Genomic DNA, 22,981 nt, shown 5'->3' with positions numbered 1-22,981 from the left:
CAATCCTGTACGGGTACTACGAATGGTTAGAAACAGGAAAGACACCAAAAGATCGTTTTCATCCAATATCCGTGATCCGGATGGAAAACGATCGCTTTTCCCGTTCTGCCTCAGTACATATTTTTCCCGTAAAATATTTCGTCCATCTCCATATTCAAGCTTTCCGTTATGTCCTTTTGCTTCTCCGGACTCAGCTTGTCTTTCGTATATCCAAACAAATAATTGTTCAAATCAAATGCTTTGAGCTTGCATTTCGTATGGAAAATATTTTCCTGATATACATTGACGTCAATCATGTCATATAAGCTTTTGATTTCCTCCGGAATGTAATTTTGGATGGAGCTGATCTCGTGATCGACGAATAATTTGTGGCCGTTGATATCTCTCGTGAAGCCGCGAACCCGGTAATCGATCGTCATAATGTCCGTATCAAACGAATGAATCAAATAATTCAGCGCTTTGAGCGGCGAAATTTCCCCGCAGGTAGACACGTCGATGTCCGCCCTAAACGTACTGATCCCTTCATCCGGATGGTATTCGGGATACGTATGAACCGTAATATGGCTTTTGTCCAGCTGCATGACGACCGTTGCCGGGAGAGGTCCGGGCGATTCCTCGAACGATTCCGTCGGGGCTTCTTCCACCGGTCCCTCCGAAATCAGCAAAGTCACACTGGAGCCCTGGGGGATATAATCCTGCTTTGCGATATTCAAGACGTGCGCGCCTATAATATCGGATACGTCCTTGAGAATGCTGGTCAATCGGTCGGCATTATATTGTTCATCTATATATTTCAGGTAAGCTTCGCGTTCTTCTTTTGTTTCCGTATAGCAAATGTCATACATATTAAAGCTTAACGATTTGGTAAGATTATTAAAGCCATGCAATTGGATTCGCTGCTCCGGCGTTAGCTTCATCACGAATTTCCCCTTATTCTTGAGATTCAATGAATACTATTCCCTTTTTCCTGTTTACCCATTCTTTTCCCTTTAGGACATGGTAAAGAAAATAATGTTCATTTTTTTTGAATCGTTTCTGTCGGATCCGGTCGTTTTCGGTTGTTTGAGGAATACCATGATTTCATTCACGTAAACAATCCTGACAAAAGAAGGGGGAGCCCGATGATACATTTCCATCAGGTCAATAAACATTACGGCCAATTTCATGTGCTGAAGGATATTAACCTATCGATAAAACAAGGCGAAGTCGTTGTTGTCATTGGTCCTTCCGGTTCCGGGAAAAGCACGATGGTTCGCTGCATCAACCGATTGGAAACGATCACAGACGGCGAATTGATTGTCGACGGTGTTAGAATCAATGACAAGTCGACGGACATCAATAAATTGCGCCGGAACATCGGAATGGTGTTCCAGCATTTTAACTTATACCCGCATAAAACCGTACTTGAAAATATTACTCTCGCTCCCATGAAAGTAAACGGGATATCCAAAGAGGAAGCGGAAAAGACCGCCATGTTTTACCTTGAGAAAGTCGGTATACCCGATAAAGCGAATTCGTATCCGTCTCAGCTGTCCGGCGGCCAGCAGCAGCGTGTCGCCATTGCGCGCGGTCTTTCGATGAAACCGAAAATCATGCTGTTCGACGAACCGACGTCGGCACTCGATCCGGAAACCATCGGGGAAGTCCTCGACGTGATGAAAAAGCTGGCGCGCGAAGGCATGACCATGGTCGTGGTCACCCACGAAATGGGATTCGCCAAAGAAGTCGCCGACCGGGTCGTGTTTATGGACCAGGGTCAAATTATTGAAGAAGCACCGCCGGCTGAGTTTTTTGCCAACCCGCGCGAAGAACGGGCACGCTTATTCCTCAGCCGTATCTTAAATCACTAATTCAGGTAAAGGAGAGGTTCGCAATGAAACGTTGGGGTAAAATGATGAGTATTGCTTTAACCGCCGTATTGGCCATGGGCACTTTGGCAGCCTGTAGCAAGCCGTCTGACCAGGAAGCGCAAGGAACGATCGCGAAAATCAAAGAGCAGGGCAAAGTTATCGCCGGTGTGAAGTATGACCTGAATTTGTTCGGATTAAAAGATCCGTCTACCGGCCAGGTTCAAGGCTTGGACATCGATATCGCGAAAGCCATAGCCAAGAAAGTGCTTGGTGACGAGAACGCGATCGAGCTTAAGGAAGTGACCTCCAAAACGCGGATTCCCATGCTGAAAAACGGCGAAATCGATATGATCGTGGCGACGATGACGATTACGGAGGAGCGCAAGCAGGAGATCGATTTCTCCGACGTCTATTTCACAGCGGGGCAATCGCTTCTTGTTCCGGCTAACAGTCCAATTACATCGGTCAAGGATCTGACGAAAGCTTCCAAGGTGCTTACGGCAAAAGGCTCCACGTCCACCAAAAACGTTCGCGAGGCGGCGCCGGACGCGCAAGTGCTTGAATTCGAAAACTACGCCGAAGCGTTTACTGCATTGAAAGCCGGCCAAGGCGACGCATTGACGACCGATAACGCTCTTCTGTTCGGTATGGCAAAGCAGGATCCGAACTTCAAGGTATTGGACGAAACGTTCACGGAAGAGCCGTACGGCATTGGTATCCGTAAAGGCGATACCGAGTTTGTGAACCTGGTGAACGAAACCTTGAAGGAATTGAAGGAAAACGGTCAATACGATGCCATTTACGAGAAATGGATCGGCAAAAAACCGACGAAGTAATAAAAGCCGAGGGGATGAGCGCAAGCCGCTGGTCTCCTCTATGCTTTCAAACGGGATGTAAGGAGGGAACTTAGGGATATGTTTATTGATTTTACGGTCCTGACCGACAATATAGACCGCTACATGATCGGCTTCGGCGGAACCGTCGCAGCAAGCGTGATATCCCTCATTGCCAGTTTTATTCTCGGCACGGTGATTGCGGTGTTTCGAATTACCCCTTTTAAGCCGCTTCAATGGTTCGGCACGGCCTATGTTGAATTTATTCGGAATATTCCTTTGCTGCTGATTGCTTTTTTCGTTCTGGTCGGACTTCCAATCCTGACGGGCGTTGTCCTGGTTCCGTTCGTGACCGGATTGGTTGCCTTAACCGTATATACCTCCGCCTTTATCGCGGAAGCGATTCGCGCCGGTATTCAGACGGTGCCTAAAGGTCAGATGGAAGCCGCACGCTCATCCGGCTTAACCTACCTTCAAGCCATGTGGCACATCATCTTGCCGCAGGCCATTAAAATAGTGATTCCGCCGCTCGGCAACCAGTTTTTGAACCTGGTGAAAAACTCTTCGATCTTTACGGTTTTGTCCGCGTCGGATCTCATGTATCAAGCCGATTTGATTAATTCGGATACCTTCGATACGTTCAGCTCCTATATCTTTGCTGCGTTATTTTACTTGATTTTGACCATTCCACTCAGCTACGGCGTGCGATATCTGGAACGCAGGTACGCGGGGAATTAAAGGAGGGGAAGCGTAATGGATTTTATAGGTGCATTGTCCCCTGTCAATATACAATTTATGCTGCAAGGCTTTCTGCTCACGATTGAGGTGGCAATCCTCTCCATTGCGATCAGTTTTGTCATCAGTATTCTTGTGGGCACCGTTCGGTACGCCAAGGTACCTGTATTAGGCAAAGTATTCGCGGTCCTGGTCGAGACCATCCGCAACCTGCCGCTGCTTTTGATCATCTTTTTTACCTACTTCGCTCTGCCGGAGGTCGGCATCAAGCTGGATAAGTTTACAGCGGCCGTCGTCGCTCTGGTGATTTTTGAATCGGCCATGATCTCCGAGATCGTGCGAAGCGGGTTGAATTCGGTCGAAAAAGGGCTCATCGAAGCTGGCCGTTCCTCCGGATTGACAGCGACGCAAACGTTAAGATATATTGTTCTTCCGATCGCTCTTCGCCGGATGGTGCCACCTATGGTCAGCCAATTTATCTCGCTGCTGAAGGATACGTCTTTAGCGGTGGTGATTGCGCTGCCGGAGCTGATGAACCACGTGCAGATCATTAACGGTCACAATATCAATTACGTCATACCGACGTTCCTGTTTGCAGCTTTGCTCTATTTTGCAGTCAATTACCTGCTTTCTATCGCATCGCACAGGCTCGAAAATAAACAGGCCTAAAATTATGAATCTTTTCCCACGCGACAAAATGCTCTTTCTTCCTGTACCATAGGAAGAGGGAGTATTTTTGGTATCCGGAGCAGAAAGGAGCGGCGAATCAAGATGCGGGATCACAGATTGTTCATCTGGGTCGTCATACTTCTGTCGACGGCGCTGCTGGGAGAGGTGAAAATGATCCCATTCGGCGGGGATTTCCGATTTTCACTTGGTATCGCGGCGTATTTCTTCGGATTATTGTGGTTTTCCGTTCCCGTCCTTGCAACAGGCTTATCGGCAGGTTTGTTTATCGTCTTTTTTCGGATTGTGATGGATGCTTCGCTGTACGGTATTCCTTGGACCGAAGGCATCGTGCAGCATATGCCTGTATTTTTTTATTATGTTACGTTTGCGGTGATCATCTCCCTGCTAAAAATAAAAACTAACGTGGAATATCCGTTGAAGGTCGGTTTTTACGGTGCGTTTGCGGATATCGCGTCCAATGGAGCGGAGCTGCTGATTCGTATGGTGTCGGGCTCGCCAACCATGATAACGATCCATGGGGTTTTGATGATTGTGCTGATCGGCTTGCTTCGCAGCTTCTTTGTCGTCGGACTCTGCAATATGCTGGCCATTCGGCAGGTGAGGGCCCAGGGAGAGCAGCGGCGGCAGGAATTGGAGCGGTTAATGCTCATTAATTCGGATTTATTTGAAGAAGCCTTTTATCTTCGCAAATCGATGTCCCATATTGAGGACATCACCCGGGAGAGCTACCGCTTATCCAAGGAGCTAAAAATTCTTTCTCCTCCTCATGCGGCGCAAGCGCTCCATATCGCGGAGAACGTGCATGAACTCAAGAAGGATTCCCAGCGCATTCTATCCGGCTTATCCAAAATCATTCAGCAGGAACGGATGCTGTCCAAGCGCATCCCCATTTCGTTTCTTTGCTCGATGGTAGCGAGGGCCAATAAAAACTACAGCCTGCTGCTGGGTAAAACCATCGAACTGGATAACCGATGCGACGTAAATCTTTCTACCGATGAGATTTATCCGCTTCTTTCCGTACTGAACAATATCGTATCCAATGCGGTCGAGGCCATTGAGTCCCAGGGACGGATTGAACTCCGGGTCGATCTCGAATTCGATTCCGTCGTATTCTACGTGACAGACAACGGTCCCGGCATCTCTCACGATGAGTTGGACTTAATCTTTCACCCCGGCTATACGACCAAATTCGACGACGAAGGGAACTCGTCAACCGGTATTGGTCTTTCGCACGCGGCGGATATTGTCCGTTTGCTCGGGGGGAACATAAGCGTATACAGCGTACCGGGTCAAACAAGGTTTGAAGTCCGGATTCCGTCGGAACGTTTAATACAAAGGGAGGAGGCCGATCATGCTGAAATTTTATCTGGTGGATGACGACCCTGCCGTCCGAAAAATGATTTCCCGGATCATTAGAGAAAGCGGCCTCGGAGAGGTCACCGGCGAATCAGATGACGGAGCGCAAACATCCAGAGAAGACATTCGGGATGCTCAAATCGTGATCATCGATTTATTGATGCCTGGCCGCGACGGGATTGAAACCGTCAAAGCGCTTAGGGAAGAAGGCTACGAGGGCAGGTTTATCATGATTTCACAGGTAGAGAATAAGGAAATGATCGGGGAGGCTTACCAGCAAGGAGTCGATACCTTCATCCAAAAGCCGATTAACCGCCTGGAGGTTCTTGCCGTCTTAAGACGTGTATCGGATCATTTATTATTGGAAAAATCCATGCAAACCATCCGTCAATCGCTGAGTTTATTGGAGACATCTGGCATTGCGGATTCCAAAGGAAAAACGGCCGAGCGGAAGGAAAAATCCATCGAAGAACAGGCCAGATCCTTATTGCCGCTATTGGGCATCGCCGGAGAAGCGGGTGCCTCTGACCTTATCCATATTGTCGGTTGGTTGAAAGAGCAGGAACAAGACGGGAATATGCTGCCCGATTTGCCGCCGCTCAAAACCATTTATGAGCAGGTTGCCAAGAAGAACAGCCAGCATCCGGATGCAAGCATGCTCAAGGACGTGCGCGCGCTGGAGCAGCGGGTACGCCGGCTGGCGCTGCAATCTCTTACCCATCTTTCATCTTTGGGATTAAACGATTACGGAAACCCGACTTTCGAATATTTTGCCTCCCGTTTATTCGATTTTCAGGAGGTGCGCAACAGGATGCGAGAACTGGAGGAAGACAGCAAGACGTCGTCCTCCAAGTTGAATATTCGAAAATTTCTGTATGTATTCTATATGGAGGCGCGTTCTCCAAGTCATTGAAGCCACATCGTTCCTATTTTTTGCATTTGAGATCTCATTTGCCTGCGGGCAGCGGATTTGCGATAATGTGTTTATGACTTTAATGGAAAAAAAGGAATGATGGTTAATGGAGAAAAAAAAGAAGGTGCTTGCTTTCCTGGGATCCTACGCGGATTCGTCCGGTCCCGGATTATATGCCTGCCGGTTCGACACGGAAACCGGAAGTCTCGAAATCGTCGATCAAGCCGACGGCCTTCAAAACCCGACTTTTCTCGATGTCGATCCTGCCGGAAAGAAGCTGTACGCCATAACGGAAGGAACGGATTCCAGCGGTCAGCGCCGCGGAGCCGCCGCCGCTTTTCATTTCGATCCGGCAAGCGTCAAATTAACCTTGGTAAATAAGGAAAACACCGTACCGGCGCCTACCTGCCATATCACCCTGGATCATTCCCGCCAATGTGTCATCGTATCCAGCTACCATGGCGGCATGATCGGGCTGTCCCCGCTTCTGGAGGACGGAAGCATCGGTGCGACAACGGATATCCACCAGCATCGGGGCTCCAGCATTCTTCCCGTGCAGAACCAGCCGCGTGCGCATTCCGTTTTTCTCGACCGTTCCAATCGCTTTGCCGTCGCTTCCGATCTGGGCCTGGATCGAATCTTGATCTACAGGCTGGATCTTCCCAGCCAACGGTTGATTCCTCATGGGGAAGTCGGGGTTGCGCCCGGATCCGGTCCGCGGCACTTTGCCTTTCATCCGTCATTGCCTTACGGCTACGTGATTAATGAGCTGAATGCCACCATTACCGCGTTCTTCTATAATGAGGAACAAGGGGAATTGAGTGAAATTCAAACGGTGTCTACTCTGCCTGACTCCTATAAGGGAGAAAACGCATGTGCGGATATTCATATTTCCCCCGACGGCCGTTTTCTGTACGGCTCCAACCGCGGACATGACAGCATTGCGGTATACGCCATCGATCCGTTAACAGGCAAGCTCACTTTAGTGGAGCACGCCTCCACGCTGGGCAGGCATCCCCGCAACTTTGCACTGTCGCCGGACGGACGCTTTCTGCTCGCCGCCAACCGGGATTCCAACAATATTGTCACATTCAGCAGAGATGCAAGCACCGGCAAGCTTCTTCCTGCCGGAAGTGTACTGGAAGTGTCCAAGCCCGTGTGCATCAAGTTTGCCGTTTTGGATTAAATTCACGGGCCCGTCCCTCCGTTCTTGCGGAGGGATTTATTCATTTCGGCAGGAGGGTGCCCCACAGCCGAACAGCCATGAAACCTATGCACCGAATCTTTGCCTATAGCCGCACTTCCTGCATAATTCTTCAACAGCCTCTCTCCTGGAAAATCCATAGAAAAGATTGTTCGCTCTTTCACCTTCTACAATTTCAGAGAAAGAACGGCTATGGATATTCCCTAGATTAATCACGCCTTCTCCATCCAGACAGCAGGGCACGACGGTTCCGTCAACCAGAATCGCGGCATGGCTCCGAAGCGCGTGACAGAAGCCCTTACCGTCATCCTCAGGCGCTTGCAAGCTCGGCCATTGAAATTCATGATCCTGATTCAAATAAATGCGATCTGCAATTTTGACCCCGCTGCCCGGTACGACTTTTTCCTCAATTTTGAAGTCCAGGTTAAACTCTTTCTCCAGCATGGCCAGCGTTTCCCGGTTTCTGCTCTTCTCCAGGTTGGTGGCATTATCTTTATCCAAATTCCACAGCCTGAACGAAATAATCACCTTATGCTCGACCGCTTCCCGGACAAACGAAAAAATGTTGGCTAAGTATTCTTCCCGGTTCGTCGACCCCTCATGCCCGTCAAAGCTGTGAAGCGAGAAGTTCATTTGGCGCAGCGCCGGTTTTCCGAGGATTTTATGCCCGGCTTTATGAATCAGCGTTCCGTTCGTCGTTATATTGACCTTAAAGCCTTTGGCGTGGCATGCGTCGAGCAGCTCATCAATTTTGGGATGAAGAAGCGGCTCGCCTTTGACGTGAAGATAAATATGATTCGTATGCGGCTTGACCTGATCCAATATGTCATTAAAGGTGTCCGGCCTGATAAAATTAGCCTTTCGGCTCGTTTGCGGGCAAAAGGAGCAGGCCAGGTTGCATACGCTTGTAATTTCGATATATACTTTTTTAAATCTTTTCAAGACCTGCTCCCCATTCTATTCTGTTCTATGGATCGTTCTTCGAATGATCGAATGGCTTCGCGGGCTGCATCGGGTATCGGCGTACTTTTCCCGCTGTTTGTATCCACGAGCACAATCGTCCCTCTTCCGGCTGCTCTCAACTGGCCATTCACGGCCAAGGCGTATTCCAGATCCAGAGAAGATCGTCCTATATTGGCTGTTCTTATATGGAGCTTCAAGGGGTCCCTCAAGTAAATTGACGCCAGATACTGGCATTCCAGGTTGGCAACGACCGATACCGTTTTATCGTTGAACAGATCCTCCGTCAATGCGAGATGTTCAAAATACTCGATGCGTCCCTGCTCGAAATACATAAAGTAGCTGACATTATTCACATGTCCGAGCAGATCCGTCTCACAATAGCGGACTTTAATCGGAATGGAAAAATGAAATTTCTCCAACCAGCTCTGAGGGTCAGGCTGGACAAAGCTTATCGTTTTCACAGGATGAGTCTCCTCTCGTTATGCATGCAGCAGTATATCTACATATTTTAGTGCTAATCTATTGTATTCGCAAATACGGGGCCGTCCCATAAGTTGCTCTCTTACTCGACCTTTTTGGTTCATCGCCGCCCACTTTAATAAATTATGGGCAAGGGAAAGCCACCCGACCTCCAGGCTCACTTTGGGCAAGCCGCGAAGTCAGGACGCCGGAAGTTCCGGTTATTTTTCATTTGTCCGAACACACTCTCCGGTTCGATCATACGTCGAACTGACAACGCGTAGCCTTCCTCACTTCGCAGCTTTTCCCGCGTCTGCCGCTTGTAGCGAAGGTACTTGAGACTCACCCGGATTTCCCGGTTCCCTTTGGCTTTCGTGCAGGCATCCTTCAAAGGACAGCCTGTACACTCCCGACTCCGGTAGTGGCGCAGACGAACCTCATAGCCGCTTTCCGTTTGTTGCTCCATTGGCAGACAGAGTTGATCCATGTTATATTGAATGTACAAAAGAAGCCCTCCTTTGAATGGTTGCTCGTCACTTCCATTTTACCAAGGTTTGGCTTCTTTTTGTTTTACAAAATTAAAAAAGGGGGTATCCCCGTCACCTCAGTGACTTTTTGGCCCCCCCCCCGTCAACATAGCCGTCTCTGCGGTTACCTGATTTCAACTTCACAGAGGCGGTTTTCAAATCAATTCAATTAGTTATCGTTATTGTATTCGATAGGCGGCTTGTAAAGCCTTGATAGGACTGAACAATGTAATAAGAGCCTGCTGGTAAAGAAGGTATACTTACCGCACCATTGTGTCCTACAGTATAGGTACTGCCGATGACCGTATTATTGCTTGCATCGTATACGCGCACTTCAGCGCCTGAGATTAAACCTGACGATTCCAATGTCGATCCGTTTTGAGTTAAGGCAGGGGCGAGAATCACCGTAACCGGGATTTCTAACGTCATTCCCCCATATACCGCGCTAATCACTGTCGATCCGGAGGCACCGGGTGTGATGACACCATTGGGAGCTACAGCAGCAATGTTCAGATTTTGGGATATATAAACCATATTAGCATCATAAGTCACGTCGGTTACCGTTCCGTCCCATCCGGCTGCACTTACCGTCACACCTAACGGTGTCAAATCATAAAAAACAATCGGACCTGCAGGCGAGTAAGTAAGAGATGTAACCGTAGGTGTGTTTATAATAGAAACCGTATACGTCCGGGATGAAAGACCGTCAAAAGATCTTGCGATCACTTTATCTCCATTCATAACAAAGCCTGTACGAACCGTAGTTCCATCGGATTGGTACACCTCTAACGATGTTCCCGGCGAAACGGAAAGTCCTGCCTTGAAGCTCTCTACCGGCGTATTTGCCGGCACCAGAATTTCGCGCACATTCTGATCAATGCTATATACTGCGGATGTTATCGCAGTATTGCCGATTCCGTTAGCAAGATGGCCTTGTGCAGCACTTTCATTTGCATAAAACTGATTAATATCTGTGAACGAGCTGATCAAGCCGTTAGACACATTCATTTCAAACACAGTCCAATAAAGCTCTGAGCCTGCTCCGGTTGGAATATCGTAAGTTTTTGCAGGCGTTGTCGTAGCCCCCACGTATACCTCAATATGAGCTCCCGATTCCCTCATATTCGTTTCACCGGAAAAATTATGCACATAAAAACGATAAGTACCGTCTACCAATTGACGAATGGTCGTCGTTTCAGGACCATAAGAAGTAACATCGTCATGGTCCAGATCTGCGTATACAGCGCCGGATACGGAATGAATTCTATCCGCATACCAAGTATGGAAAACCCCTCCATTCGGTATTGGACCTACAAGATGCGAATCAAGATCCCGAGGCCGTTCACCCCAGGTTAATACAATACGAATTTCATGGGCTGCCGCTACACGAATAGCCGTTGCATTCTCATTGGTGTTACGCACGTTACTTGCTGAAACTCCAACGAGATAGGTGGTAATAAACCCTGGTTTAGAAAGCTCACCCGTATAAATCCCCGGCGGTAAATCAACAGAATAACGGCCGTTGCTATCGGTGACAACCGTAGCGACGATGGTACCGTCCTTATTATCCAGTCCTCTCCGGAAATGAATCGTCATCCCGGCAACGGGTTGATTCTGAACATCGACAATTCTTCCTTCAAAACCGTATACCGTTTCTGTCACAGTATCATCGTCAGAAGAACTATCATCGTCATTGGAACTGTCATCATCGCCGGAAGAACTGTCATCGTCACTGGAAGAACTGCCGCCGCCTGATGCACCACCGCCGGAAGTACTGCCTACACTTATTCCGTTCCCTGTGGTGATATTGGAAGGAGTACGTTCAAAAGTCGAGCCGTTCGCATTCACGGCGGCACGTTCTATTGTCCCGTTCCCTGTTACGGAAGCTGCCGCATTCAAAATCAATTCGGCGATGGATGCGCCCGTTCCAACATTTATTGTCGAATTGCCTGCTTCCCGGGCAACGGTAAGCTGCTGGATCGAACCCTCAGTCAGGCTTACCCGTACGCTGGTGGCCTGCACATCCACTGTATTGAATTGCCCAGCTAAAGTTACCTGAGCATGAGGGGGCAGCACACTGGAAAGAATGACATCGGTAATCGTGCTCGTCCCTCTTGCTTCCAGCAAAGCACTCGACTGTACCGTGAATTGCTGTACGCTGGTAGCTCCTTCTGCCACGATACGAACGCTGCCGTCTGCTTTATTTACAATGACGGTAAGCAGCACGGAATCTTCAATATGTACCGAGTTGGCACCACCGCCATTGACGGTGGTAATACCTTTCACCGTTACATTCTTTAAGAAGACATCCCCTTCACCGATCGATTCAGCTAATAGAAGATTGCCTTCAATGACCGTATTTCTCAAAGTAACCCCTTGAGCGCTGATGACTACATTTCCGCGGATCGTCTCTACACCTGTTGCAGGACCAAATGTACCCTTGTGATCGTAGGTCACGACAGGAATCGCGTTAGACTGAATCCGATCCAACAGTACGACAATTTCTGCTCGCGTCATAGCGTTGTTGGGCTTGAATGTTCCATCTTCATATCCGGATAAGTACCCTTTGGCAGCAAGTGCACCAATGGAACCCTTGCTCCAGCCGGCAAATTGCGCCGCATCTTTGAATGTTTCGGCACCCGCAGCATTTTCTTGCAGTTTAAGCACATTCTTCAGCACGACTGCTGCTTCTTCACGACTGATTTGTTGATCAGGATGAATTGTTCCATCCGGGTAACCGCTAACATATCCCGCCGCTTGAGCACGGGCTATTTCAGATACGGCCCAATGCGAAGCACTAAGGTCCGTGAAGGATACGGAAGCTTCCTGGCTAAAGTGGAAAGAGCGATTAACTAAAGTAAAAAATTCCGCTCTGCTGATACTCTGATCCGGCTTATAAGTTCCATCCGAATAACCTGACAATAAACCCTTGTCGATCCATTGCCTCATTTCTTTCTCGGCCCAATGCTTGTTAATGTCGGAAGGCGCCGAAGCTGGTGCTGCGATCACGAAGCCCGGTAATGCGATGAGCACGCATAACAGGAGTAAGATCGCTTTGGATACATACTTCATTCGTCTCACCCATAGTTCCTCCTTAAGTAATAGTAGCATGTATATATTACCATCGTAAGATCAAAGCTACAACAAAATTTTACATTTTTTTAGTCTTATTTTCCCATTTTTTATTTCCATTTTAGTTCAAAAGAAACAGTATTTCCCGGGAAAGTTTCTGAAAGCCGAAAAAGACCCTCTTTGGTGAGGGTCTTTCGTCTTATAATAATGATGAATAACGGTTAAGGAGCGGTCACAACCGTCACTCTGGTTCTCACTTCCGCCGAGCTTCCTTTATAAGCGATAAGATCAAATCGGCCGACGTTGCCTGTGACGGTTACCCGTCCTTCTGCATCGATGCTCACTGTCCCTAATGGAGCGCCAGGATTCATTGGCTTTATATAGTCTACGCCGAATGAGTTGCCGAAGGCGTAGTTATAATTCACCGTATTGCTTCCTTTATAGCCGATGCCATAATTGTCTTTAAAAGAGAGGCCCATTAAGGTGTAGACATTTTCCGTCACCGAGCCGCCGGACGGCAGCGTTAGTACAGCCGTTTCGTTATCCGCCGTAAAAGAACTGACGGAAAGCGGGTCATCCTTAACGTTAACCTCTACGTTTGCTATTTTTTGTTCATTTTTTACCGTTGTGTATACTACACTGATATTCGTTTTACCCGCTTTACTGCCAAGAACATAAACGTTGCCGTTTTTAACGGCTGTTTTTACGATCTGTGTATCGGAAGCGGCAGCGCTCTGGCTAAAACCGTTAACGAAATAGATCTGTTCTCCCCGGGCGTTTTTAATCGTAAAAGACAGCTTTCTGGCAAACAGGCTCTGGGCAGGGTCGAGATGCGCATCCTGATAAGCCGCGGGAACGATGCTGCCGGGGCGGTATAAAGCCGGTACGGCATCCAGGGAATAGGTGAGATCATTCGTTCTTTTGATCTGCACCGTTCTGGTTGCACGGGATATTTCTGTTCCATTCTTCAGCAATTGAGCCGAAAAGGTGTATGAACCACCCTCTTGCCCAGGAGGTGCGTAAAAACGGAATCCGTCGTTGAACGTTTCAAATTCAGCTCCGGTATATTCGAAAGCCGGACGATTGGCATGTCCCTTGGCCGGATCTTTATCCAATGTCAATCCATAAGTGGTCTCTGTAACGGTATCCGTAAACGTCGAGCCCGGATCAAGCCGGATGGAGTACACGTCGCCTCCGCTGGCCACGATTTTACCCATAGCCACATTGTTGGCCGCGTCCAGTTCTTCTCCATATTGATCGACCACGGTATAAGTGAATTTGGTATAGCTTCCAGGAACAATCTCACTTGCAGGCGCCTTTACTTCTTTAAAACCAGCAGGAATGCGGGCATTCTGTACGGCATACTCACGGAAAAATGAAGCGGTCTTTCCTTGATCCATGATATCGGCGGTAAGACGGATTTTACCGTTGGCCGGAGCGGTAATTGAAGTGAGCCAAATGCTGCCTTTGTTCTTGCCGGCCTTCTCAATCACCGCACCCGTGCCTAATGAACCGTCCCGCCGATCGGCCTGAGCACCGATTACAGTGATCCTGACCCGATCGGCGAAAGCGTCGCTGGTCAAATCTTCGAGACTCAGCTTGGCTCCGGACTCGTCATAGGCTGTAACCGGAATGTAGACGTTCGTGTCTCCATTAGCGATCACTTTGTTCATATCGCCGAATTCAATGGAAACCGCTTTGGCATAGGCTTGAACGGCAATTGTAACCGAAGCCGAGCCTCCCTGAACGTATACGCTGGCTGTATAATCCGCTGCAAGAAGGATGTCCTCAATAAGAGTGACGTGCGCCTGAATCGTATCGTCTCCCCGTTCATCCACAATATCATAACGGAAATTCGCCGTTCCGGGATGAAAGTGAAGACTTACGGCATCCTTCAGATTCGCCGTCCCCTGGCCGGCTTGAAGCGCTTCGCGCAGGGCGTTAAATCCCAGCACATTCCCATACTGGTCATATGGAATCAAATCGAATACGGCCTTCTGTCCCTTTGTCTTAATCGCCGTCCGGCTGTCCGAATAGGAAACCTCACCCGCCTTCAGCGTCGTCACCACCGGCTCGGCGCCTATAGTAAAGCTTTTTTGCACGGCGATATTCGTATCGTTATGCCGGAGATTAACTTGTATAAGAGTGGATCGCGAATTCAAATGGTACGTCAGCGTATCCAGGGTGAGCCTCAAATCCCCATCCGGTGTTTTGTCCAATCTCGGATGCAGCGCCGAACTGTCATTTACCGTATAGGAGAACGAAGCGGGCGAGAAGGAAGCTTTTTGCCCATACTGATTGATCGCCTTTAACCGAATCGAGGCATAGCGCGATTTGGCCAGCATTTCACTTTCCGTAACAAATTCAATGCTTGTTACGGTTTCGTTGTCCGCTGTAAATTCCGCCTCGATTTGCTCCACATCCTCTTCCCTCAATCCTCCCAGCGTCACCTTGTACCGGCCCGCGGTAAGCTTGCCTTCCTTCAATGTAAGAACGGCGGAGGGGTGCCCCTCTGTATATGCAACCGTCGCCGCCACTTCCACACCGTCCTTTGTTAAGACCAGTGTAGCCGTATCCGGATCCACTTGCCGGTTCAACTGTACCTTCACCTTGTTGTAATCGGTCGCTTCCGCCGAAACAACAGAGACCTTCCCGGCTTTGGCTGCATTCAATTGCAATTGGTATGCTTGGTGAGCCTGATAGGAGGCTTTGATAAAATCTTCCCGGGTTGCAGCCTCATCTCCGGCTTTGCCTCCAAAATCGATGCCCTGCGTTTGGGCTGCCTGCATATAGCCGGTGTACCAGGCTTCATTCGGTCCGGTTGGAGCGGCTTTTATTCCCAAGCCTCTGACCAGGATGGCAGCAAGCTGGCCCAGCGTGATCGACCCGTCAGGATCAAAACGCGCTTGATCGACGCCTTCGATCAGTGAAGCCTGTTTGGCCGCTTCGATGTAAGGAATTCCCCATGCGTGTTCGGGGGATTGAGCGCTGACATCCGTAAAAGTAGACTTTTGAACCGATGAATCTACAGGTATGCCAAAGAGCTTGGTCGCTATTTTGGCGGCCTGCACCCGTGTCAGCCGGTCGGCCAGCCCGAAGTGGTAATCGGACATGCCTTCGACATAACCTTGGGCCAGCATGAAGTCCACGATTTTTCTCGTATCGGCTTCAATAGAATCCAAATCTTTAAAATGTTCCGAGGTTTTAACCTGAGGATGGGAATAACCGGATGAGGTATCGGACGGACTCGCCGCATTGGCCAAGGCCATCGGATACACGAGAGACATCGCTATAGTGGATGCCATAGTAAAAACGGACAAAGACTTATACATAAAAAACAATTCATCCTTTCACCACTCATTGATAAAGATAATCATTATCAACAAGAAGTATAAGTTACGCCTTGTCTTTTTGTATATGATCTTTTCGGACAGGTTTTAAATCATCGGCGTCCGAATGCTTCACGGAAGAACATGCCCACAAATACCCATGATTTGATCAAGAATCATTCCATGATTGTAAGCCGTGTACTCGAACCAAGGGCCAATGGTAACGATATGAACCCGCTGTCCGCGAACAGCCTTTAAATTCTTCCAATGCTGCGTCTGCTGAAGTTCATGCCAGGTTACTCTTGACATGACATCCTCTGACAGCAGGATCAGTATGCGCCCGGCCTCCCAATCCTGTAATTCATCCGCAGTCATCCGTATAAAGTCTGAAGGGAGCTGATCGATGCGACGCGGAGCAAAGGGCAGCGCAGCCGGATCCTCTCTCCGGTTTACCCAGCGGTAGCATCCTTTTCTATCGATCATGATCGTAAGCAGATCATCCTGACGGATCAGGCGGTTTACCTTATCCGAGACAAGGCCGGCCTTGTCGTCATACTTATCGAGCCATGCCTCCGCTTCTCTTCCCCGATCCAGAAATTCCGCTATCAGACGCAAATGGTCACGCCAGCTTCCGGTCAGCCAAGGCACGAAAAACGTCCGCGCGATCTGCCCAAGCCTTTCTTGCTCCTCCGGCGTTACGTAGGCATCGATTCCAATGATGCAATCGGGGCCAAAACGGCTCAGCGCCTCGCGGTTAAAATCATACCGGTGTCCCAAGGGTACCGTAACGTCGGCCCCGTATTTTCTGCGGTAGTGGTCGGTCCAATACTGGTCCATCGGGGCTGCCTGCGGAATGATATGAAGCGGCAGCAATTGCCCCAAGTTAGACCAATTGTATGCCGCCACTTTCATTTGCCGGTTTTTCAGATAAAGGGCAGGCGGAATGCCCACCTGCTTTCTAAACATGCGCCTGAAGTGACTCTCGTTGTTATATCCGGTCTGCCGCGCAATTTCTTCTATGGGCATGCAGCCCTTTTCCATCAATTGTTTCGCCTTATTCATACGCAGCTCATTAATGTAATCCATCGCGCTAATTCCGTAAGTATCCTTAAACAACCGCCTAAAATGACGGGAACTGACCTGCATCGAGCCCGCCAGCTGTTCTATGTCGATAGCCTGTTCATAATGCCGCTCCATGAAAGCTTTTGCAGCTACAAGTTCCTTGTTCCAGCCCTTGACGTTTTTTAAAAGGCGGCTTTGCATGATGCTGTAAAGCAATTCATGAAAAGCGGCCTGACTGCGCAGGCGCTCCATCTTGTTTTTACTATGCCAGCAGCGGGCCATCGTATCGCAAAGTGCAAGATCGGCGTGGCTCGGAGTGAAGTCAATGTCGCCGCTGAACGGAAATAAGCTTTCCGAACGGTCCGGTTGATCGTTGGCTGTCTCCAACACTGCAAATCCGGATTCGAAACAAACGATATATATCCCGTCCTCATCCTGAACGGCGGCTTCTGCCCGGACCTCTTGACCCGCCCTGCATACCACGATAAATCCGGACCGCAGCCCATAATTGTGACCGTTGATGCTTACATGGCCCAGCCCGCCGATCGGGATAAAAAGCATATGGAAATCCAGCTTATTCGATTTAAAATTCCAGCACGTATTACGCTTCTGTATATGCCAAACATCGTGGAGCTTAAACCACATGTTCTCCATTGGTGTATATGCCGCTTGATCGTTGATGAATGTCGAAATCATGATCCCATGACTCCTTTCTATATATCGACGGCTATTGCAATATCATTACAAAGTCACATTCTAATTGATAATGATTATCAACGTCAATGTTTTTTTTGCAAGAACCCCATTTTGTTCACAAAAAAACGCTCCATAAAAAAGCCTTTGAGCCCGAACGGTTCGGACACAAAGGCATTTTGCAATTTTTTCCGGCGAACCTTATGAACCATGCTCGCACGGGAATTATCCTTTTACAATCTCCAGCAGCTTCTCGTAATTATTGACCACATCGTACTTCAATTGTCCCGTGCTTAATCGGGCAAAATGCTTGCGGGCACATTCGATCTTCGCCTTCTCCACTTCTCTCAGTTCCATCGAGTCGATCGAGCCCTTGGTCTCCGCAATAAAGTAAATGTGCCTTACCGTGCCTTCCTTGAACACAATGGCCCAATCCGGGTTGTAATTACCTACCGGAGTCGGGATGAAGAAGCCGCGCGGCAGCTTGGCATAAATCTGCACTTCCTGGCTCGTATCCAGCGCCTGGGCGAAGGCCCTCTCGATTTTGGAATCGGTCACGACATAATCGTAAATGTGCTTCTCGGCGGAAACGGCATTGTGGCCCAACTGTCCCTTCAGCGTATTTTGGGTAAATATGTCCGTATGGAACGTCTCATTCACAACGTCATAGGTGATCGATTCGATGATGGTAGTCGCCTTTTGTTCATTGATCAGCTTGGCCGCCCGAATGATAAATTCCTCCGGGTTTTCCCTGAACTGCAGAAAGGTGTTCTGCTTCACTCCGGTCAGGATAGACGCAATCGTCTTTCGTGTGAGCCGCGTCTCATCCATCAGCTTGCCGATCAAATCGTATTTGATCCTAGAGGACGCCTCCTTGTGAACAAACTCCGTCTGCGTCTTTCGGGTCACAAACGCCTCACCCTGCCTCAACTGCTCCCTTGACTCGATCCGGTTCATTACTCCATGCTGGACGGCATAACGTACGGAGGGAACCCGTAAGTCGGCATCCAATGCCGCGATACAATTTCGAACCAGCTCGCCGGAATCGAACCGGACGGTATAGACCGATTTGCGGTTGATCCGATCCCACAGCTCCTTAAACTCTTTTTTGTAGAAGTTGCCGTTCACGGTGACGGACGGGATATTGCGGTCCCGGTCATTCTCCGTCATTTCCTCCTTGCCTGCTGCATATATCGTTTTGATCATTTCGATGAGCGGTTCTTTATAAGGCAACAGTTCATTAGGCAGCTTGACGTCTTGCCGTTCAACTGCGGCATAATAATCATCCGTTAACCGGAACTGATCGTCGACATAGCCGTTCTTTATGAACGTATACTGCAATTTGGCGGCCAGCTTTTCGCCGATTTTCAATGGCTCGCCGCGGGCGTTTGTTAACACCTTGTCCATAAAGAAGCCCATATCCGCCTTGCGGGGCCGGTCCGATAAAGCAGCGGCAATTTCATGCTGGAGCTGCTTGGCGAATTGCTCATAGGATTCGCTGGCGATTACTGTCAAGACGTTGATCTCATGCACGTCGATACCGGGGACGCTGGAATCGATCCGCTCCCCATGCCGGTTGACGCACAGTCTGAGGCCCCGGCCTACCTCCTGCCTTTTTTTGACGGCGGAATCGCTGTACTTCAGCGTGCATATCTGGAACACGTTCGGATTATCCCAGCCTTCTTTCAAGGCGGAATGCGAGAAAATAAACCGTGTCGGTTCCTCGAAGCTCAGCAGCCTCTCCTTGTCCCGCATGATCAAATCGTAGGCGTCGGCATCATCCGAATCCGTCTCTCTGGCGGATACTTTGGAATCAATGAACCGGCTGCTCCTCTTGTCGATGGAGAAGTACCCTTTGTGCGTCTCTTTTACATGAATTCCGTTTAAATACTGAACGTACGGATCGTCCGAACCCAGCGACAGCTGCTCGTTCAGGAGATCCATATATTCCTCTTCGAACATGCCGGCGTACACGCCATTATGTTCGCTGCCGTCCTGATCATACTGCCGGTATTTGGCAACCTCATCGATGAAGAAGAGCGACAGCACTTTGATCCCTTTATAGAACAGCACCCGCTCCTTCTCCAAATGGGATTTAATCGTTTCCCGAATCTGGATTCGCCGCAAATGCAGCTCGCTCACGTCGCCCTGGACGTCACCGGCCCGCAGCGTAACCCCGTTAATGAAGCTCACAGTATTGTTCCGACCGTTGATTTCGGACACCTTATAGCCTCTGTACTGTTCCAGCCGGCCGGATAATGGATACATGTCGTCGCCGCTTCTGATTCTCAGCGTTTTTTTGCTCAAGCCGGTTTTTGTGCGGATTTCCAGCTCAAGCCGGGCTATGGGAGCATGTTTATCGCTGACATCGATGCCTTCGAGATACAGGTAGCTTTCGGTTCCGCTTGTCCCTTTCACCGAGATGCCCTTGACGCTGATCTTTTTTACGAGCTTCATATTGTATGCATCCAAGGCGTCGAGCCGGTAAACCTTGTTATATTCCTCCCGGTGGGTGGCCGAATATCGCAGGGTGAACAGCGGATTGAATAATTTGAGCGATTCCTTGGTCTTCTGGCCTTCCACCGATTGCGGCTCGTCAATGATCAGGATCGGATTCGTGCCGGCAATCACATCCATGGGTCTGCGGGTATGGAATTCATCCAGCTCCATGTAAATCCGTCTTGCATCCTGCCCTCTGGCTGCAAACGCTTGCGAATTAATAATCATGACATTGATGCCGGCATCGGCGGCAAACCTCTCGATATGATGCAATTGCTTGGAGTTGTAGACAAAATATCGAACCTTCGACCCGTATTCGGCCATAAAATGATCTTCCGTCATTTGAAACGTCTTGAGTACGCCTTCCCGGATGGCGATGGACGGGACAACGATGATGAATTTGCTCCATCCGTATTTCTTGTACAGCTCAAACATCGTCCGGATATAGGTGTAGGTCTTGCCCGTACCGGTTTCCATTTCGACCGTCAGGTTATATTGGCCTTCGAGCCGCTCCGATATTTTCAATCCGTTCTCGCGTTGTACGGCTTGGATATTGCGGAGTATGTCATGATCGGGCAGCTTGATGGCATGATTTTTAAATCCATATTCCGGTTCGTTATTTGCCGTTTGAAACAAATCCCCCGCATATTCGGCCTTCTGCCGTCTGCCCTTATCCAGCGTGAAACGGGAGGATTCGTTAGGCTGCCCGTAAAACGCGCCGACAACGCTTTTGACGGCATCCAGCTGAAACGGTTGGTGCTTGAATTTTATTCTCATGTCAGCTCACCTTCCTTACAGCACCTGGATTTCCGTGCCCGGAGAAAGCAGCTTGAACAGTTCTTCCACGTTGATGCGTGCGGCGTCGTCCCTAAAAGAGCTGTCGCGGAATACGACACGCTGAGGCTGTTCCATTGCAATCTTCTTCATGACCGATTCCGTGATGTCTTCATCGAAGCAGGCGATCAAGGAGCCGCCTGCCACATGATGAACGGTCTTCCCTTCAACTTCCTTTGTTTCCATGGGCAATGAAAGCTCCAGGCCGCATTCCAGCATCACTTGAACGAGCAGATCTTCCCCGGTCCGGTCTTCCTTGATGTTGGATGCCAAATCCGCAAGATCCACTTGACCCAGCTCGGCCGGCGTATAGTAGACATCCTTCATATTGGAGGAATCCGTACGGTATACCCGGAAGCCATAATCAATGTCCGCTCCGGTCTCCTCTTTGATTTTCCCGGCGGCGCGGCGGATGCGCTCTTTACCCAGCTCCGTTAAGTAATGAGGGCGGTTCAGTTCGTTTAACGTATCTATCGCATTTTTGAAGATCATTTTCCGGTTTTGTTCGGCCTGATTGTACATCGCGTCAATATCTTCCTGCAGCTGCACCAGAATAAATTTTCTGCGGCCGTTATCCTCCGCGTTTAATTCCATGATCGCATGGGCCAGTGTACCGGAGCCGGAGAAGAAATCGAGGGCCAGATCCTCGGAGCCTATGCCAAAGCCGATCAGATGCTTGATTAAGCTGACGGGCTTCGGGTTAGAAAACACGTCTTTGCCGAATAGCCGGAGCAAATCGCTGCTGCCGTCGCTGGTTGTTCCATTCTCATCCAGCATGGCGCCGGATTTATAGATGCTTCTGGGCGTCTTGCCTTTGGGCAATCGTTGTTTAAACTGGACCGACCAGTTCTCGCCGACTTTAATGATCCGGATTTCTCCTTTGGCCAGGTCTTCTTTAAACCTTTTCTCCGACCGGAGCCAGCTGATCGGATTGCCGTTTTCGTCCAATTCCAGGACGGTGCCGTCCGGGCAGGTAATCGGATAATATTGCTTCCCCGATTTTCTTTTAAATGTGTCCCAATAAAATTTACCTTCCGAGTCTTCCTCTTTGTAGCGCTTCAAATAGTCGTCGGAGTACATTTCATAAAGCTCATCGACCATCTCTTTATTTTTGGCGTAAACCAGAATATATTCATGCTCGACGGCGACATGCCTGGAGTCGTTTCCCCCGCCCTTTTTATTTTGCCAAACCAGGTCCGCGATATGGTTTTTGATTCCAAATATCTCATCGCACAACAGGCGCAGTCTTGGATGCTCGCTTTCGTCGATACTGATAAACACGATTCCGTCGTCTCTTAACAAGTTCTTGGATACTTTAAGCCGGGAATACATCATGGTTAACCAGTCACTATGGAATTTTCCATTGGATTCGGTATTCTGAACCAGTCTATTCCCTTCGGAATCGACTTGTCCCGACGCCGCCAAATAGACATCGGCAGACGATTTGAAATCGTCCTTATAAATGAAATCCTTTCCTGTATTGTACGGGGGATCAATGTAAATCATTTTAATCTTATGTAAATAGGACTCCTGCAGCAGCTTCAGCACTTCGAGGTTGTCGCCTTCGATGTACAGATTTTGCGTGCTGTCCCAATCGACACTGTCTTCTTTGACCGGCCGCAGCGTTTTATCGATGGGCGTATTGGCGTTGAGGATCGCCTCTTTCTTGCCCGGCCAGGTCAGCTGGTATCGTTCTTTCTCTCCTTCGACAAGGACATCGGACAGCTCCTGTTTTAACAAATCAAAATCGATCGCGCGGATCAATTTCCCTTGACGATCTCTTGTCTCCGTAATCACATTGGGAAACAGCGCCGCTATTTTCTCGAGGTTGACTTGTGTCGTATTGAATGTTTTCATAGCCAATTGATTCATGAGTTTGCCTCCTGTGTTTCCCCTTGGTCATCCAGCACTATTTTTCTGTATATTACTTATTCTTCTGTCTACAGGAAAGTCCTTCTTTGG

General features: G+C 49.0%; 15 protein-coding genes and 1 pseudogene. 7 read left to right on the top strand and 9 right to left on the bottom strand.

The genetic code is table 11. The features are described 5' to 3' along the window. Nucleotides 1–110 precede the first annotated feature (110 nt). On the bottom strand, nt 111–917 hold the full coding sequence (gene speD / locus IJ22_RS25340) for an adenosylmethionine decarboxylase (protein WP_062410774.1): 807 nt from the start codon (nt 915–917) through the stop codon (nt 111–113). A 204-nt stretch (nt 918–1,121) separates the two neighbouring features. Between speD and IJ22_RS25335 the strand changes: the two genes are divergently transcribed. The 7 genes from IJ22_RS25335 to IJ22_RS25305 all read left to right on the top strand — a co-directional run bounded on the left by IJ22_RS25335 (nt 1,122) and on the right by IJ22_RS25305 (nt 7,563). Continuing rightward, the gene (locus tag IJ22_RS25335) at nt 1,122–1,850 is read left to right on the top strand and encodes an amino acid ABC transporter ATP-binding protein (protein ID WP_054818444.1); all 729 of its coding nucleotides are present in this window, start codon (nt 1,122–1,124) and stop codon (nt 1,848–1,850) included. A 74-nt stretch (nt 1,851–1,924) separates the two neighbouring features. Next, nucleotides 1,925–2,686 carry a transporter substrate-binding domain-containing protein gene (locus IJ22_RS25330; RefSeq protein ID WP_235594381.1) on the top strand — a complete coding sequence of 254 codons (762 nt, stop codon included), beginning with the start codon at nt 1,925–1,927 and terminating at the stop codon, nt 2,684–2,686. A 78-nt stretch (nt 2,687–2,764) separates the two neighbouring features. Further along, complete coding sequence (locus IJ22_RS25325) at nt 2,765–3,421, top strand: amino acid ABC transporter permease (protein ID WP_054818442.1); 657 nt, start codon at nt 2,765–2,767, stop codon at nt 3,419–3,421. Between the two features lie 15 nt (nt 3,422–3,436). Beyond that, entirely contained in the window at nt 3,437–4,087 is a 651-nt protein-coding gene (locus tag IJ22_RS25320) for an amino acid ABC transporter permease (protein ID WP_062410772.1), read from the top strand. 102 nt (nt 4,088–4,189) lie between these two features. Continuing rightward, nucleotides 4,190–5,485 carry an ATP-binding protein gene (locus tag IJ22_RS25315; RefSeq protein WP_062410771.1) on the top strand — a complete coding sequence of 432 codons (1,296 nt, stop codon included), beginning with the start codon at nt 4,190–4,192 and terminating at the stop codon, nt 5,483–5,485. Beyond that, the gene (locus IJ22_RS25310) at nt 5,460–6,377 is read left to right on the top strand and encodes a response regulator (protein ID WP_062410770.1); all 918 of its coding nucleotides are present in this window, start codon (nt 5,460–5,462) and stop codon (nt 6,375–6,377) included. Before IJ22_RS25315 ends, IJ22_RS25310 begins: the two co-directional genes overlap by 26 nt. Before the next feature lie 106 nt (nt 6,378–6,483). Then, nucleotides 6,484–7,563 (top strand): lactonase family protein, encoded by a 1,080-nt coding sequence (locus IJ22_RS25305; protein WP_062410769.1) that lies wholly within the window; start codon nt 6,484–6,486, stop codon nt 7,561–7,563. An 84-nt stretch (nt 7,564–7,647) separates the two neighbouring features. Here the strand turns inward: IJ22_RS25305 and IJ22_RS25300 are convergent, their stop codons facing one another. The 8 genes and pseudogenes from IJ22_RS25300 to IJ22_RS25265 all read right to left on the bottom strand — a co-directional run bounded on the left by IJ22_RS25300 (nt 7,648) and on the right by IJ22_RS25265 (nt 22,891). Further along, nucleotides 7,648–8,523: a radical SAM/SPASM domain-containing protein gene (locus IJ22_RS25300; RefSeq protein WP_062410768.1), complete on the bottom strand. Its 876-nt coding sequence runs from the start codon at nt 8,521–8,523 to the stop codon at nt 7,648–7,650. Further along, on the bottom strand, nt 8,520–9,005 hold the full coding sequence (locus tag IJ22_RS25295; RefSeq protein WP_054818439.1) for an acyl-CoA thioesterase: 486 nt from the start codon (nt 9,003–9,005) through the stop codon (nt 8,520–8,522). The genes IJ22_RS25300 and IJ22_RS25295 overlap by 4 nt, the downstream gene beginning before the upstream one ends. A gap of 111 nt (nt 9,006–9,116) precedes the next feature. Then, nucleotides 9,117–9,457, bottom strand: a pseudogene (locus tag IJ22_RS25910) (transposase); the annotation flags it as partial. Between the two features lie 238 nt (nt 9,458–9,695). Next, nucleotides 9,696–12,602 carry an S-layer homology domain-containing protein gene (locus IJ22_RS25285; protein ID WP_062410766.1) on the bottom strand — a complete coding sequence of 969 codons (2,907 nt, stop codon included), beginning with the start codon at nt 12,600–12,602 and terminating at the stop codon, nt 9,696–9,698. A 221-nt stretch (nt 12,603–12,823) separates the two neighbouring features. Beyond that, nucleotides 12,824–15,934, bottom strand: coding sequence for an S-layer homology domain-containing protein (locus tag IJ22_RS25280; protein WP_062410765.1), 3,111 nt, complete (start codon nt 15,932–15,934; stop codon nt 12,824–12,826). A gap of 129 nt (nt 15,935–16,063) precedes the next feature. Beyond that, entirely contained in the window at nt 16,064–17,689 is a 1,626-nt protein-coding gene (locus IJ22_RS25275; RefSeq protein WP_054818429.1) for a helix-turn-helix domain-containing protein, read from the bottom strand. Between the two features lie 222 nt (nt 17,690–17,911). Further along, nucleotides 17,912–20,962 carry a type III restriction-modification system endonuclease gene (locus tag IJ22_RS25270; RefSeq protein ID WP_062410764.1) on the bottom strand — a complete coding sequence of 1,017 codons (3,051 nt, stop codon included), beginning with the start codon at nt 20,960–20,962 and terminating at the stop codon, nt 17,912–17,914. Between the two features lie 15 nt (nt 20,963–20,977). Next, nucleotides 20,978–22,891: a site-specific DNA-methyltransferase gene (locus IJ22_RS25265; protein ID WP_062410763.1), complete on the bottom strand. Its 1,914-nt coding sequence runs from the start codon at nt 22,889–22,891 to the stop codon at nt 20,978–20,980. Nucleotides 22,892–22,981 lie beyond the last annotated feature (90 nt).

This window comes from Paenibacillus naphthalenovorans (genome assembly GCF_001465255.1).
GTDB lineage: Bacteria > Bacillota > Bacilli > Paenibacillales > NBRC-103111 > Paenibacillus_G > Paenibacillus_G naphthalenovorans.
The sequence above is the reverse complement of the archived record's forward strand: the minus strand, read 5'-3'. Positions and strand labels throughout refer to the sequence as shown.

Excerpts from the sequence above, each read along its gene's own strand:
- speD (WP_062410774.1), bottom strand. The coding sequence starts at position 917 with ATGAAGCTAACGCCGGAGCAGCGAATCCAATTGCATGGCTTTAATAAT.
- IJ22_RS25270 (WP_062410764.1), bottom strand. The coding sequence starts at position 20,962 with ATGAGAATAAAATTCAAGCACCAACCGTTTCAGCTGGATGCCGTCAAA.
- IJ22_RS25310 (WP_062410770.1), top strand. The coding sequence starts at position 5,460 with ATGCTGAAATTTTATCTGGTGGATGACGACCCTGCCGTCCGAAAAATG.
- IJ22_RS25305 (WP_062410769.1), top strand. The coding sequence starts at position 6,484 with ATGGAGAAAAAAAAGAAGGTGCTTGCTTTCCTGGGATCCTACGCGGAT.
- IJ22_RS25330 (WP_235594381.1), top strand. The coding sequence starts at position 1,925 with ATGGGCACTTTGGCAGCCTGTAGCAAGCCGTCTGACCAGGAAGCGCAA.
- IJ22_RS25320 (WP_062410772.1), top strand. The coding sequence starts at position 3,437 with ATGGATTTTATAGGTGCATTGTCCCCTGTCAATATACAATTTATGCTG.
- IJ22_RS25285 (WP_062410766.1), bottom strand. The coding sequence starts at position 12,602 with ATGAAGTATGTATCCAAAGCGATCTTACTCCTGTTATGCGTGCTCATC.
- IJ22_RS25315 (WP_062410771.1), top strand. The coding sequence starts at position 4,190 with ATGCGGGATCACAGATTGTTCATCTGGGTCGTCATACTTCTGTCGACG.
- IJ22_RS25280 (WP_062410765.1), bottom strand. The coding sequence starts at position 15,934 with ATGTATAAGTCTTTGTCCGTTTTTACTATGGCATCCACTATAGCGATG.
- IJ22_RS25275 (WP_054818429.1), bottom strand. The coding sequence starts at position 17,689 with ATGATTTCGACATTCATCAACGATCAAGCGGCATATACACCAATGGAG.
- IJ22_RS25325 (WP_054818442.1), top strand. The coding sequence starts at position 2,765 with ATGTTTATTGATTTTACGGTCCTGACCGACAATATAGACCGCTACATG.
- IJ22_RS25335 (WP_054818444.1), top strand. The coding sequence starts at position 1,122 with ATGATACATTTCCATCAGGTCAATAAACATTACGGCCAATTTCATGTG.
- IJ22_RS25265 (WP_062410763.1), bottom strand. The coding sequence starts at position 22,891 with ATGAATCAATTGGCTATGAAAACATTCAATACGACACAAGTCAACCTC.